14 protein-coding genes are annotated in these 14534 nt (G+C 61.9%); 6 read left to right on the forward strand and 8 right to left on the reverse strand.

The features are described from left to right. The first annotated feature begins 21 nt into the window (after positions 1–21). From IEX27_RS09505 to IEX27_RS09525, 5 genes are all read left to right on the forward strand, one after another. Positions 22–1293 carry an ABC transporter substrate-binding protein gene (locus IEX27_RS09505; RefSeq protein ID WP_188720818.1) on the forward strand — a complete coding sequence of 424 codons (1272 nt, stop codon included), beginning with the start codon at positions 22–24 and terminating at the stop codon, positions 1291–1293. 82 nt (positions 1294–1375) lie between these two features. Beyond that, positions 1376–2803, forward strand: coding sequence for an FAD-dependent oxidoreductase (locus IEX27_RS09510; RefSeq protein ID WP_188720819.1), 1428 nt, complete (start codon positions 1376–1378; stop codon positions 2801–2803). Between the two features lie 135 nt (positions 2804–2938). After that, positions 2939–4030, forward strand: coding sequence for an ABC transporter ATP-binding protein (locus tag IEX27_RS09515; protein WP_188720820.1), 1092 nt, complete (start codon positions 2939–2941; stop codon positions 4028–4030). A 28-nt stretch (positions 4031–4058) separates the two neighbouring features. Next, positions 4059–4787 carry an SDR family oxidoreductase gene (locus IEX27_RS09520; RefSeq protein WP_188720821.1) on the forward strand — a complete coding sequence of 243 codons (729 nt, stop codon included), beginning with the start codon at positions 4059–4061 and terminating at the stop codon, positions 4785–4787. A gap of 27 nt (positions 4788–4814) precedes the next feature. Continuing rightward, on the forward strand, positions 4815–6407 hold the full coding sequence (locus IEX27_RS09525; protein WP_188720822.1) for an FGGY-family carbohydrate kinase: 1593 nt from the start codon (positions 4815–4817) through the stop codon (positions 6405–6407). Positions 6408–6425: 18 nt separating this feature from the next. On the opposite strand, the gene IEX27_RS09530 is transcribed toward IEX27_RS09525, so the two are convergent. The 6 genes from IEX27_RS09530 to IEX27_RS09555 all read right to left on the reverse strand — a co-directional run bounded on the left by IEX27_RS09530 (position 6426) and on the right by IEX27_RS09555 (position 12228). Further along, positions 6426–7037 (reverse strand): cysteine hydrolase family protein, encoded by a 612-nt coding sequence (locus IEX27_RS09530; protein ID WP_188720823.1) that lies wholly within the window; start codon positions 7035–7037, stop codon positions 6426–6428. A 60-nt stretch (positions 7038–7097) separates the two neighbouring features. Beyond that, positions 7098–7811: a YetF domain-containing protein gene (locus IEX27_RS09535; RefSeq protein ID WP_188720824.1), complete on the reverse strand. Its 714-nt coding sequence runs from the start codon at positions 7809–7811 to the stop codon at positions 7098–7100. A gap of 39 nt (positions 7812–7850) precedes the next feature. After that, a complete protein-coding gene (locus tag IEX27_RS09540) occupies positions 7851–9008 on the reverse strand; it encodes a DNA topoisomerase IB (protein WP_244630310.1) in 1158 nt (385 codons plus the stop codon). Positions 9009–9061: 53 nt separating this feature from the next. After that, positions 9062–9361: a hypothetical protein gene (locus IEX27_RS09545; RefSeq protein WP_188721054.1), complete on the reverse strand. Its 300-nt coding sequence runs from the start codon at positions 9359–9361 to the stop codon at positions 9062–9064. Between the two features lie 119 nt (positions 9362–9480). Further along, a complete protein-coding gene (locus IEX27_RS09550; RefSeq protein WP_188720825.1) occupies positions 9481–10659 on the reverse strand; it encodes a GGDEF domain-containing protein in 1179 nt (392 codons plus the stop codon). Between the two features lie 237 nt (positions 10660–10896). Continuing rightward, on the reverse strand, positions 10897–12228 hold the full coding sequence (locus IEX27_RS09555) for an NAD(P)/FAD-dependent oxidoreductase (protein WP_188720826.1): 1332 nt from the start codon (positions 12226–12228) through the stop codon (positions 10897–10899). 299 nt (positions 12229–12527) lie between these two features. On the opposite strand from IEX27_RS09555, the gene IEX27_RS09560 reads away from it, so the two are divergent. Further along, complete coding sequence (locus IEX27_RS09560) at positions 12528–12863, forward strand: hypothetical protein (RefSeq protein WP_188720827.1); 336 nt, start codon at positions 12528–12530, stop codon at positions 12861–12863. A gap of 21 nt (positions 12864–12884) precedes the next feature. Here the strand turns inward: IEX27_RS09560 and IEX27_RS09565 are convergent, their stop codons facing one another. Both IEX27_RS09565 and IEX27_RS09570 read right to left on the reverse strand, forming a co-directional pair. Further along, positions 12885–13403: an RES family NAD+ phosphorylase gene (locus IEX27_RS09565; protein ID WP_188721037.1), complete on the reverse strand. Its 519-nt coding sequence runs from the start codon at positions 13401–13403 to the stop codon at positions 12885–12887. 337 nt (positions 13404–13740) lie between these two features. Beyond that, a complete protein-coding gene (locus IEX27_RS09570; RefSeq protein ID WP_188721038.1) occupies positions 13741–14523 on the reverse strand; it encodes a MauE/DoxX family redox-associated membrane protein in 783 nt (260 codons plus the stop codon). Positions 14524–14534 lie beyond the last annotated feature (11 nt).

Raw genomic sequence — 14534 nt, forward strand, 5'->3', positions numbered from 1 at the left:
CCAGTACCGGAGGAAAATGACATGACATCTCAATTGAAACTGACCCGCCGCGGGTTCCTGGCCGGAACGGCAGCCGTGGGCGCACTCAGCCTCGCTGGCCCGTCCTTCGCGGCCTCCAAGACGCTCAACATCCTGAGCCACCGCGTCCACCAGACGTCGCTTGGCGAAGGCGATGCCGACGCGATGAAGGATTGGAAGGCGGCCAATGATGCCGAGCTGAACTGGACGACGTTCGACTCCAACCCGCTGATGGATCGCCTCTTCCGCGAAGCTTCGCTGTCCAGCACCGACTTCTCGGTTGGCTACATGGTCGACAACCGTCCGACCAGCGAGATCGCCAAGCTGTTCGAGCCGCTCGGCCCCTGGCTTGAGAAGGACGGTATCGAAGAGTTCGACGACATCGCTCCGGGCCTCGTCCAGGGCATGACCGTCGACGGCAACCTGATCGGTATCCCGGTCCGCACCGCGACGCAGGCGCTCTTCTACAATGAGGCGCGGCTTGAGGAAGTTGGCATCTCTGCTCCGCCCACCACCATCGAAGAGCTGGTCGAGCAGGCCAGGAAGGTCACCGAGAGCGGCAAGGCAACGGGCATGATCCTGGCCTCCGACCTCGCTGTGTTCCCGGTGATGTTCGCCCGCGCTTACGGCGGCGACTTCATCAACAAGGACTTCGAGCTTCTGCCGAACAAGGAAGCCATGGAGAAGGGCCTGACCACCCTGGCCGATATGTTCAAGGACGGTTCTCTGCCGAAGAGCTACGCAACCACCAAGAACGACGACCAGGTGACCTGGATGCAGCAGGGCCGCGCAGCCTTCACCGTGCTGCCTTTCGCCCGCGCCGCTCAGCTCAACAACGCCGAGCAGTCCAAGTACCCGGGCAAGATCAAGGCGATCGGCTTCCCGGGCTCGAAGGACAGCACCGTCCCGATGGCGTCCGTCGTCGAGGCTTGGGCAATGGTCATCCCGGCAAACGCCAAGGACAAGGAACTGGCCTGGAGCTTCATCAAGGAAGTGTCCTCCAAGAAGAACACCCTTGTCATGGCTCTGAACGGCAACGGCCCGGCTCGCGTCTCCACCTTCGGCGAAGCAGAGCTCACCGCGAAGAACCCGCTTGCAGCTGTCGAGGCAGAGGTTCTGGCTCAGGCTCGCGGCGCATTCCCGCCCTTCCCCGAGGCCGCACGCGCTCAGGCGCTGTTCCTTGAGGAAGTGCAGCTCGCCGTTCTCGGCCGCAAGACCCCGGCTGAAGCCGTGGCAGCCATCGAAAGCCGCGTTGCTCCGCTGCTTCCGTCATAATTCATAACTATCTAACAGGAGGCGGGGGCCGAGAGGCCCCTCCTCACCACCCTAACCGCTTGCATTGAGAGGCCATTCGGTCATGTCGCAGTCTACCATTCTCGAACCGGCGCGCGAGATTCCAGTTAGCGCCGAGTATGACGTGCTCGTCGTCGGCGGTGGACCCGCCGGAATCACTGCCGCTATCGGCGCAGCCGAAGACGGCCTGAAGGTCGGCCTGCTCGAAAGCCGCAGCTTCGTCGGCGGCAACATGACAATCGGCCTGCCGGTCCTGGGCTTCCTTGGCCAGAAGGGCAACCAGATCATCGACGGCCTGCCGCAGAAGCTGATCGACCGCCTGCGCGCTGTGAACGCCGCTTCCGAGCACCGCCCCTGCCCGCTGCACATGGGCATCACGCTGGTTGAGCCGGAAGCCGTGAAGACCGTCGCGCTCGAGATGCTGCTCGAAGCCAAGGTCGACGTACAGCTCTACACCTTCGTTTCCGACGTCGTTCTGAATGAGGATGGCACGCAGATCCGTGGCGTCATCACCGAGAGCAAGTCCGGCCGTGAGGCGATCATGGCCAAGATGGTCATCGACTGCACCGGCGACGCGGACGTTTCCTTCCGTGCCGGCGCTCCGACAGAAAAGGGCAATGAGCAGGGCGGCATGCAGCCTCCGACGCTGATGTTCTGCATGTCCAACGTCGACACCGACAAGCTCCGCACATCCATAGCCGAGCAGTCGCGCACCTATCTCACCGACTTCATTCCGGCTGAATATTTTGGCCAGAACCACCAGTTCATCGTGGTCGGTCTGCGCGAGATCATGGACAAGGCGCGCCGCGAGCGGAACTACTACATCCCGAACGAGCGCACGATCATCATCACCGGCCTGAAGCCGGGCGATGCCTGGATCAACATGACCCGCGTAGTGGGCACCGACTCGACGGACGTCCGCTCGCTCACCAAGGGCGAGATCGAAGCACGCGATCAGATCAAGGACATCTCCGACTACCTGATCAACTACGTGCCGGGCTTTGAGAACGCGCACTTCGCCAAGACCGCGCCGTTCCTCGGCATCCGTGAATCGCGCCGCGTCATCGGCCAGTACGTGATGAACCAGGATGACGTTCTGGGCTGCGCGCACTTCGACGACGCGATTGCCGTCGCCTCCTACCCGATCGACATCCACCGTCCGGGCGACGCAGGCTGCACGCTGATCTGGTGCGGTGACTGCTACGATATCCCCTATCGCTCGCTGGTGCCGCAGAAGATCGAGAACCTGCTCGTTGCAGGCCGTCCGATCTCCACGACGCATGAAGCCATGGGTGCTACCCGCGTCATGGCAACCTGCATGGCGCTGGGTGAAGCCGCAGGCCGCGCCGCCAAGATCGCCGTCCGCTCCGGCGTTGCGCCGAAGGACATCGACGTGCAGGCGCTGCGCCGCGAACTGGTCGAGAAGGGTGCATACCTGCGCGGCCAGAATGGCGATCGCCTGACGGCAGAAGCGGTATCCGAGGCCGCCTGATCGGCCTGATCACTTCGCGTCCGCCGCCCCTCCGGCGGCGGATGCCCCGAACGGCTAGGCCGTTCCAAAAACTGAGTTTTCGGTAATGCAGGTGAGGTCAGCTCACCTCACCCCCAAGCATGGACGAGACGCACAATGGCTGAACTTCGCCTGGTCGATGTAAAGAAGAGTTATGGAAGCACGCATGTCATCAAGGGTGTGGACCTCCACATCAATGATGGCGAGTTCGTCGTGTTCGTCGGTCCGTCGGGATGCGGCAAGTCCACGCTTCTGCGCATGGTCGCCGGTCTTGAGGAGATCTCCGGCGGTACGCTGGAAATCGACGGCAAGGCAATGAACGACGTGCCCTCGCGTGACCGCGGCATCGCCATGGTGTTTCAGTCCTACGCGCTCTATCCGCACCTGACGGTGGCGGAGAACATGGGCTTCAGCCTGCAGCTGCGCAAGCGCCCGAAGGAAGAGATCAACGCTCAGGTCCGCGAGGCTGCGCGCATCCTCCAGATCGAGCACCTGCTCGACCGCAAGCCGAGCCAGCTTTCCGGCGGGCAGCGCCAGCGCGTCGCCATTGGCCGCGCCATCGTACGCAAGCCCTCCGTGTTCCTGTTCGACGAGCCGCTCTCCAACCTCGACGCAGCTCTGCGCATGGACATGCGCATGGAGCTCGCCAAGCTTCACCGCGACCTGGGCGCAACCATGATCTACGTGACCCACGACCAGGTGGAAGCCATGACGCTGGCCGACCGGATCGTGGTGCTGAACGGCGGCGTCGTGCAGCAGGTGGGCGCACCGATCGAGCTTTATAACAACCCGGCCAACGCCTTCGTCGCTGGCTTCATCGGCTCGCCGAAGATGAATTTCCTTCCCGTGACAGTGGAAGCAATCCAGGGCGACGAGGCGATGATTTCCGCACCTTCCTTTGGCCGCGTGGCGGTGCCAAAGGGCCGCGTGACGGAGCCCGGCAAGGCAACCATGGGCCTGCGCCCGCAGGCGGTTCTCGCGGGAGACTCTGCGGAAGCTGCAGGCACCTTCAATGGCCGCGTACGCATCGTCGAGCGCATGGGCGCTGAGACGGTGATCAGCTTCAACCTCGAGGACAGCGCACCGTTGACGGCAGTATTCTCCGGGGACCGTCCGTTCGAGCTCGATCATTCGATGCAGTTCGGCTTCAGGGCCGCCGACGTAAAACTCTTCCCGGCGGTAAACCAAGAACAATCTCCCCGCCATTAATCGGCGGCACACAGGAAGGAATTTCACAATGGCTCAGGATCTCAGCGGACAAGTCGCAGCCGTAACCGGAGCAGCTTCCGGCATTGGACTGGAATGCGCGAAGCACATGCTGGACGCCGGCATGACGGTTTTCCTGGTAGACCGCGCGGAAGACGCCCTGAACAAGGTCTGCGCTGAGCTCGGTGAGCGCGCCAAGCCGCTGGTGGTTGACCTGCTCAACCCGGAGAGCGTCGACACCATGATGCCGCGCATTCTGGAACAGGCCGGTCAGCTTGACGTGTTCCACGCCAATGCGGGCTCCTACATCGGCGGGAAGGTTTGGGAAGGCGATCCAAATGCTTGGGATCGGATGCTGAACCTCAACATCAACGCCGCTTTCCGCACGGTTCAGGCGGTACTGCCGCACATGATCGAACGCAAGACAGGCGACATTATCATGACGAGCTCGGTTGCGGGCGTGATCCCGGTCATCTGGGAGCCGATCTACACGGCCTCCAAGCACGCGGTTCAGGCCTTCATGCACACGGTTCGCCGTCAGGTGGCTCCGTTCGGCATCCGCGTCGGCGGCGTGCTTCCGGGCCCGGTCATCACCGCGCTCATCGACGACTGGCCGAAGGCCAAGCTCGAGGAAGCCAAGGAGCAGGGCAGCATCATGGAAGCCAAGGAAGTGGCCGAGGCTGTCATGTTCATGCTCACGCGCCCGCGCAATGTCACCATCCGTGACCTCGTGATCCTGCCGCAGAGCCTCGATCTCTAACTCCCCTACTCAGCCGGATAGCCTGCCATGTCGAAGTATTTTCTGGGTGTTGATGTTGGAACCGGGAGCGCGCGCGCCGGTCTCTTCGATGCGAAGGGTACCATGCTCGGTACCGGCAAGCGCGACATCGCCATGTGGCGCGAGGCCCATGGCATCGTCGAGCAGTCGAGCAACGACATCTGGAAGGCTGTCTGCGAAAGCGTTCGCGAGGCCGTCGCCAAGGCTGGCGTGGCTGCGGAAGACATTGCAGGCATCGGCTATGATGCAACCTGCTCGCTGGTCGTGCTTGGTGAGGGCGGCAAGCCGCTTGCGGTTGGCCCCTCCAACGATCCGGAGCGAAATGTCATCGTCTGGATGGACCACCGCGCGACCGAGCAGGCAAGCCGCATCAACGCCACCAAGGCGGATGTGCTGAGCTACGTAGGCGGCACCATCTCGCCTGAGATGGAAACGCCAAAGCTATTGTGGCTCAAGGAAAACAAGCCGGAGACCTTCAATGGCGCCTGGCAGTTCCTCGACCTTACCGACTTCCTCACCTGGAAGTCGTCCGGCAGCCTCGTGCGCTCCGCCTGCACCGTCACCTGCAAGTGGACTTATCTCAGCCACGAGAACCGCTGGGATGAGTCCTACTTCCGTCTGATCGGCCTCGAAGAACTGGCCGACGAAGGTTTTGAACGTATCGGCACGGAAATCCGCGCTGGCGGCACCTCCATCGGTGGCCTGACCGCCTATGCGGCTGCCGATCTGGGCCTCGTTCCCGGCACTGCAGTTGCTGTTGGTCTCATCGACGCGCATGCGGGTGGCATCGGCACCGTGGGTGCTGCGGGCGATGCGGGCGATGTGCTCTCCCGCATGGCTTACGTGTTCGGCACCTCCGCCTGCACGATGACCACCACCGAGGCACCGGTCTTCGTCAACGGCGTCTGGGGACCCTACTACAACGCGATGGTTCCGGGCCTATGGCTCAACGAAGGTGGCCAGTCCGCTGCCGGTGCGGCGATCGAGCGGCTGATCCGCATGCATCCGCGTGCAAGCGAAGTCGAGGCTGAGGCCAATGGCAAGGGCCTCGCCGATGCACTTGCCGCAAAGGTCGAGGAAAAGGGCGGCTCCGCCGCTGTTGCCGACATTGTCGGTCGCATCCATGTGGTGCCCGAATTTCTGGGCAACCGCGCGCCGTTCGCTGATCCGGAGGCCCGCGCCATCGTCGCCGGTCTTGATCTTGATGACAGTGCGGACAGCCTCGTCGCGCTCTACCTCGCCGGCCTCTGCGGCCTTGGCTACGGCGCGCGACAGATCGTCAACGCACAGGCCGCGAAGGGCATCAAGACGGATACGATCGTCGTCAGCGGTGGTGCAACGCGCTCTTCCCTGGTGCGCCAGATGCTGGCGGATGCGACGGGTCTCACCGTAGCCGCTTCCGTCTCGCCTGAACCGGTTCTGCTGGGCTCAGCGATGCTTGGTGCCGCCGCTGCGGGGGCCTTCAAGGATCTGGGCGAAGCCATGAGCGCCATGTCTGCCCTCGGCGAAGTCCACCAGCCCAACCCGGCAACCAAGGAATGGCACGACCGCCGCTTCGAGGCCTTCGAGCTGCTCCAGGCGACCGGCCGGAAGATCGGGTAAGCTGCAATTGGCCGGATGCTACTCCGGCCAGTTGGCCAGCACTTCTTCCATGGAGACGGCTTCCACCTGCTCGCTGAAGCGGTTGGTGTAGAGTTCCATCAGCGCGTCATGCGTATTGTCGGCGGAACTGCAGATGGCGTCCGCCACCAGCACCACGCGGTATCCCCGATCGACCGCACCCAGCACCGTCGCCAGCACGCAGACGTCCGTCTCGCCGCCGGTGATCACCAGCGTGTTGATGTCGGAGCCGCGCAGCATCGCGTCAAGCTGGCCGTCAGTCCAGGGCGAATAGACCTTCTTGTCGAGCACCTTCGCAGGCGGCGCAAGGCGCGCCAGTGTGGGCAGAAGGTCGACAAAGCCTGGGTCCATGTTCTCAAGCGTCACGTTGGCCCAGCGCTTGTAGTATTTCGCCCACATGCCTGGGGCCTCGCCTTCACGTTGTGCTGGAACAAAGCGGGTAAAAAGCGTGCGCGATGAATGCCTTGCGGCAAGTTCCTCGATCAGCGGCAGAACCTTTTCAGCCCATGGAACAGCCCAGGGCCCTTCCGGCCCAAACAGCCTCTGCATGTCGACGCAGATGTGGAGCGTATGCTCGCCGATAGGTCCGTGCACCAGGCCGCGCGCCGCCATCTTGAAGCTCCTTCCGTGTTCGCCAATGGTTAGGAATGCTGGAGGCGGGAGCGGGTTCCCCTAACGATCAAGATCGATGTGCCGGGGAACGTGCGCCTCCACCCAGATATGGTGATCGCAGTTCGGGCAATGGTCCGGCGTGGTGCTACCCTCTTCCAGCCATCCGCAGCGCCGGCAGGCGATGGTGCTCTTTGAGCCGCCGTGCCTCACCTCTCTGGGTGGGTCAAGTTCCCACGGTGGCACTATCGGCAGACCGGTCTTCTCGTCGGCAGCCTTGAACACCGTCAACACGCCATCGGTCTCGACATAGGCGTGGGCCACCTGCCCCAGATGCCCAATGCCCTTCTCACGCAATTGCTGGAAAAGCTCGCCCTGGCTGAGTGGCCCGCCAACAGCGAAATTCTTGACGATGACACCGTCACGGATCGCCTCTGACGGCTTGCCATCGATCACCCGCTCCGCCACCTCGGACCTACTGATCAGAATGTCGAGCGCCTTGTTCACAAGAACAACGATGGTGATAACCGCCAGCGCATGGAGCAGCGGGACATCCGGGTAAAACATCGCATCGCCCACGGCCGAACCGAGGGCGATGACGAGCAGGAATTCCACCGTAGAAAGCTGACCGATGGCGCGGCTGCCAAGCCAGCGTAAAAGGCCAAGCGTGTAGACATAGATGACCAGGGTACGAAAGGCGATTTCGAGGAAGAAAAGCGGAGGCTCGTCGCCAAAGAATATGCGGGCCCAGTCAAAGACCTGTATGGGTTGATCCACGTTCACGCTCCAATCTGAAGCGGGAACGCAGTCACATCATCATTGTTCCTGAACGCTCGCCTGCAAGGCCTCCTTGAGCGTGGGCCGGGAAGCGCGCTCAGCCGCCAATCGCTCCAGCCATCGCAGCACCGCATATTCTTCCGGCTCAAGGTTTTCGAGCGGCTTGCGGATGCGCGAGCGGATCATACGCATCTGCTTTTCAAACTCACCCTCCAGCCACGTATCGAAGATTGCCGGGTGCACGTAGCAGCTGCGGCAGACGGCACGTGTGTTGTTGAGCCGTGCGGAGACCCGATCGAGCACCTCATTCAGCGTCAGCGTCTGCGCCCGTTTCGTCGGCGGCAACGGACGCTCGGACAGTTCTAGTGCAGCATAGACGGTAGCGTTCCAGGTGCGGAAATGCTTCGAGGTGAAGTTCGGGCCAATTGCCTCGCGAATATACTCGTTGACGTTCTGGGATGTGATCTCGCGGCGCACCCCCTCCTCATCGAGATACTGGAACAGGTGCTGGCCGGGCAGTTCCTGAATCGCGCGCACGATCTTGGCGATGCGCCGGTCGCTGAGTTTCAGCCGCCACTCCTTGCCCGACTTGCCCCGGAACGAGAAGCGCAGGCTAGACCCCTGGATCTCCACGTGCTTGGAGCGCAACGTCGTCAGCCCGTAGCTCTTATTCTCGCGCATGTAGGTTTCGTTGCCGATGCGGATGAGCGTGTTGTCGAGCAGCCAGATCACCGAAGCGATCACCCGCTCGCGTGGCAGGCCGCGCCGTCTCAGATCCGCATCCACACGTTCGCGAAGCTTGGGCAGCGAATAGGCAAAGTCGATCAGGCTGCCGAACTTGGCTTCGTCACGGAATGCTGTCCAGCCTGCGTGGTAGCGATATTGTTTGCGCCCCCGAAGGTCGCGTCCCGTCGCCTGGATGTGGCCGTTCGGATCGATGCATATCCAGACATTCGTCCAGGCAGGCGGGATGCCGAGCATCCGGATCCGCTTCAGCGTATCAGGATCTTCGACCTTCGCGCCGTCTGGATAACGATAGGAGAAGCCCTTGCCGGCGCGACGGCGGGTGATGCCCGGCTCGTCGTCGTTCACATAGCTGAGGTGGTCGGGCGTGCGGGCTTCCGGATCCTGCACGCCTTCGCCACTCGTCGGCTTTCCTGGACCGCCAAGCATCGCTCCGTGACCGCTGAAGCGCATGGTCCGGGCTCTGCCTGAAACCTGTCTAATATGTTCCGACACGCGCCTGATCCTCAGATCTCATCGAACGATCCGCCTTCCTTGGAAAGATCGCGCCTGATGGCCCGCTCCTCCTCGTCGTCGGGCAGGGCTTCGTCGCTGTCCATGTAGGGATTGTCGTCGTCTTCACCCGGAAGCTCGCCTTCCTCTTCGGGGTTTTCCAGCTCCTCGATGGTGAGATCTTCACGGGTCAGAACGCCGCTCTGGATTTCGTCCCAGTCAGCCTGCTGGAATCCCGGCAAGTCCTCATCTTCAACTTCGGGCAGGCCTTCCGAAACGTCTTCGGGTTCCTGGTCAAACTTGGGGTCCGGCATCATCTTGCACCTCGCTGAACGATATCCTCACCAACTGCGTCGGTGAGGCATCGTTCCGTGCTGCAGGTACCCTGATGAAGTTATTTTCGAGCCCGCAAGGCGAGCTCGTTTGCCGGCTTTCAGGCCGGAACGGCTGCAAGACGCGCGACTTCCACGCGGTTGCGCCCGCCCGCCTTGGCGCGGTAGAGCGCCTGATCGGCGCGGCGCAGAACGTCCTCGAACTTGCGATCACCAGCCCGGTAGACGGCGACGCCCGCCGAAAGCGTGACCGGAATTGTCGTCATACCCATGTGGAATTCCGTCTGCTCCACGGCCTGGCGCAAGCGCTCGGTGGCAGCTGCTGCGGATGCAATGTCGCGATCGCGCAGAAGCACGGTGAATTCCTCCCCGCCTGCCCGCGCGACGACGCTCTCCGGCCCCGCGTTGAGTTTGAGGCAATTGGCGATGTCGATCAGCACGAGGTCGCCTACGTCATGACCGTAGGTGTCGTTGATCGACTTGAAATTGTCGAGGTCGAGCACGGCCACGGCGAATGCTTGCCCCCGGTCCTGTGCAGCCTCGAAGCGCGTGGCGCCACGCAGGGCGAGCGTGCGGCGGTTGACGAGGCCGGTCAGGTAGTCCGTTGAGGCCGCCACCTCGAGCTGCTGGCGCAGGTGGTCCGAGCACATGAGCAGGAAGGCCGTGGTGCCGACGATGGCGAGCAACGTCATGAAAATCGGGCTCACCACATTCAGCCAATGGTCACCGCTCTCGATCGCAAAGGCGTCATCCAGATCAGCCCGCAGATAGATGATGACGCGGACCAGGTGGTAGATCAGCACGACGGCGAAGATGCCAATGAGGATCCTGCGGCTTGCCGGCATTTTCGCGGTCGCACCACGGCAGAGCGAATGGATGGTTGCCACCATCAATCCACCCCAGATCACCGCGCAATAGACAAGTCGCACGGCAAAGCTCTCCGTGACCATCGAGAACCAGGCAATGACGCCAAGCACGGAAACTGCGGGCAGAGCCTGCCACCAGCGGGGGCGACGGCCATCGAAGCTTTGTACTGCCGCATAATAGGCTGTCAGGCAGAAGATCATGCATCCATTCGCCAGAAGCAGCATGAGCGGGCGAGGCAGACCACCACCGAGGACGAGCACGGCGCAACCAATTGCGCCAAGGACAGTGCCTCCCTGCCAATAGCGCGCAGCCGGCTGCAACGATCGCGGAAGATCTGGGGCAAGAGCCAGCAGGACAATTCCGTTCGCCAGCATTATGAACGATACTGTTACAAAGATGGTCCCGGTATCCATCGCGTCCCCCGCCACGTCCTTCGTGCGTCTGCAGGCGAGTGGCGCTGATCGGCCCGCCGCTCCAGCGAGCCAATGTGGATCAGCAGTCTGATGACTTGTCCCCCGCCATCCCAATTGGATGGCATCTGCTACTCCAGTCAGATCACAAAATAAATACCGGATTTAATAATACGCAAATAGAAGCGTGTGTGTATCATCTGAGGCACGGCGGTACCCATGCGGAATGCACCGCCTAGTCTATTCAGGCCTCGAAAGATCGGCCCGATCCGCGCGCCCGTGTGGCAACTGGGGCAGCTGTTCGCTGGAGATGAGGCGCGCACCGCGATCATAGGTCAGATATCGCCACAACCACTGCAGCGACACCTGCACGCGGTGCTGGAAGCCTACCAGCAGATAAACATGGATGAAGGCCCACGCGACCCAGGCAAACCAGCCCTTGAGCGTTGTCTCCCCCGCTTCGAACACACCGGCGTGCCGTCCGATGATCGCGGTGTTGCCGCGGCTGCGGTAGACGAAGGGCGGCAACTCGGTACCCGTTTGCAGCTTTTTCACCAAAGCCTCGCCGAAGTGCTGACCCTGCTGCTTGGCTACCTGCGCGAGACCGGGCAGAAGATTTCCCTTGTCGTCAGTGAAGCGCGCAATGTCGCCAAGCGCGTAGACATCCGGACAGCCGATTACCTGCAGGGTCGGTGCGACCTCCACACGGCCCATGCGGTCCCGCCCGACCCCGAGATTTGCCGTCAGCGGTGATGCGGAGACACCGGCTGCCCAGACGGTCAGGCCTGCCGGGATGCTTTCGCCGGCGATCACGACATGGTCGGCCATGATCTTCTCGACGGCCTTGCCCAGCGAGACCTCGACGCCAAGCCGCTCAAGCGCTCGCTTCGCGTAGTCTGACACTTTGGGCGAGAAGCCAGCCAGCAGCCGCGGTCCGGCTTCCACCAGCATGATCCGTGTCTTCTTCGGCTCGATGTTGCGGAACTCCTGCGCGAGCGTGTGGAGCGCAAGCTCGGCTATGGAGCCCGCAAGCTCCACGCCGGTCGGGCCGCCGCCGATGACAATGAAGGTCATCAGCCGCCTTTGTTCTTCAGGATCGGTTGAGCGCTCCGCCTGCTCGAAGGCCCAGAGCAGCCGGGAGCGGATCGTGCGGGCATCCTCAAGCGTCTTCAGGCCCGGTGCGACCGTTGCCCATTCGTCATGGCCAAAATAGGAAGCGCGGGAACCGGGCGCCAGCACGAGAATGTCGTAAGGAAAGTCACTGCCTTCCGACAGATGCACGAGCTTGCGCTGCGGGTCGATGGACGTCACCTCGCCAAAGATCACCTGGATCGATTTCTGGCGCTTCAGGATCTTGCGGATCGGTTCGGCAATGTCGGTGGCGGAAATATCCGCCGTAGCCACCTGATAGAGGAGCGGCTGGAAGAGATGATGGTTGCGCCGGTCAATGACCGTAGCCGCTATCCCGGCCTTGCCAAGGGTCTTCGCCACTTCGAGACCCGCAAACCCCGCGCCCACGATCACGATGCGTGGCTGGCTCCCGGAAGAGCTCTGATATGGCGCATCTGTCACGAATTTACCCCTGCTTCCTGATCACTGACAGCTGACGGGACCACACCAACATGGGTGAGGGTTCGTCGCGGTACAACCCCACCTTGAGTCGGGGCTGATGATACGGAATGAACTCGATGCGGCTGTTGTTCCTTGAAACAAATGCATGGCAAAAGCGGCAGTTACACAAGCATCACATCCGTGACGGGAAATGGCGGCGTTTTGATCGATTGCGCGATGCCGTATCGTTTCGTGGGTTGCCATGCCGACTTGTAAAGTTGCAAGGTGTGTCGAGGCACCGCTTGAGGCAAGGAGGGGGCGTGGCAACCGATTGGATGGCAACACTGAAGGAAGCCGGAGTCCTGGCCAAGAAGACGGAGGCCGACGTCGAAAAGCTTCTTGCCAGCGACACGCTCTCGGTTGAGCATGCAGTCCGACTGCTTTCCGCTGTCAACCAGCTTTCCGAAGAGTTCGATGAAGTGCTGGTGGAGATCGAGGCCGACGAAGGCATCGATGAGGAGTTGCTTGAAGCGGCCTTCTCGATCGAGAGCCTTTGGAGCGACCTGACGCTTGCCTGCCTCAACAGGGTGCGGATGCTGCGCGGGCTGCCAGCGATCGAGCTGGACGGCAAGGAAGAGGATGGCGGCGAAGCCTAGAAAAGTTGGGCTAGCCGCATCTTACGACCAGGACAGCTGATCCTTCGGCAGGCGATTGCTCGGGTCATACACCATCACCTTGTGCGGCAGGTCCGGACCCCAGTCCCAGAGAACAAGATTGATGTCGTCTGGCCCCGCGCCTGGCGCAAAGCTTGGTACGAGGATGCCAGCGACACCCTGTTGGCGCAGCCGGTCGTGAATATTCCACGAGCGCGGGCGGCGGCCTTCACTCAACTCGAAGGCCCAGGCGCAGGCCATGTCTTCGAAGAGGACGCCGTGCTCTTCCCTGCCATCCTCGGAGGTAAGGTCCGCAATGTCTTCGCAGTCGATGTCGTAGGAGCAGAGCACGCAGGGATCGATGCGATGAGCAAAGCCTTGGTTGGCTTCCTTCACCGCCGTCATGATGCTGAGGGCAAGATAGAGCGCCGGAACACCCTTGGGATTGAACCGCGCGCCCCGGATAGCGGCGCCATCGCCGGATATCGGCTTGAACGACCAGCGCGGGTCATGCGCCCGGTAGGCAGTTCCGGCAAATTTCACGCGAAGCCGCCGAGCGCCATGTGATCGAGATAGTCGCGAACGGCTGCCTTGCGTCTTGGAGGCCTTGCTGCGCTCGGCGCGGTAGAAGGTTTCGCGCGACAGCCCCGCCGTCTCCGCAAGCTGGGTCTTGGACATGCCGAAGCCGAGGGCGAGGCGATCAATCGCGATCCTGCCCTGCGCGTCCATGAAGGAAAGCACCAGGGGCTCCCTGCCCACCGGATAGACTTTGAGTGCGAATGCGTGACTTGCCATATCAATCGCTACCTTTCATAGGCAAAATATATGGCACATAGGGACGGACTGCAACCCTAACCGTGATTGCAGTCCGTTGTTCGGATTACATCGCGCCGAAATATCCGAGCCAGGAGAGGCCCATCCAGATGGCCATGGCCATCATCATGAGGTTTTCGGTCAAGGAGATGAAGCCCAGCGGAACCTTGCTGGAGCCACCGACGCAGGCGCACTTCAGCTCACGCTTCTCGATATAGACGGCCTTGAAGACCGAGACTGCGCCCACGGTTCCGATGAAGAGCGCCAGCGGTGCTGAGAACCACGTGGCGAAGCCCGCCACCATCAGAAGGCCGGCAACCCCTTCCGCATAGGGATAGACATAGCTGTAGGGCACCCAACGCTTGGCCAAAAGGTCGTAGTTCAGGAACATGGTGGCAAAGGTTTCGACGCTCTGCAGCTTCAGGAGCGACAGCACCACCATCGAGAAACTGATGAACCATTCGGCCGCGCGCACGGTGAACGGGTCGCCGCTCACGGCATAGCTTGCCGCCATCGCCATCAGCGCGGTCATGGTGAAAAGCACCGCCACCGGACGGTAGCTCAGCGCGTTCGGATTATAGACCGACTTGCCGAAGAAGCGGCGCGTGTCGTCATAGCCGCCGACGCGCTTGCCCTGGATGAACACCTGCGGCGTGGTCTTCACGCCATGCTCCGCCTTGAACGCGTCCGTCTCCTCGCGCGTCTTCAGGTGATGATCTTCAACCTCGTAACCCTCACGCTCCAGCAGATACTTCGCCTTCAGACCATACGGGCAGGTGTGCTTCGGCATCACCATGCGATAGAGAACGGCCTTCTTTTCGAGGGATGCGGCTTGTGTCTTGTCCAGCATTTCGGCTGCTT

The organism is Nitratireductor aestuarii (assembly GCF_014641695.1).
Lineage (GTDB): Bacteria > Pseudomonadota > Alphaproteobacteria > Rhizobiales > Rhizobiaceae > Chelativorans > Chelativorans aestuarii.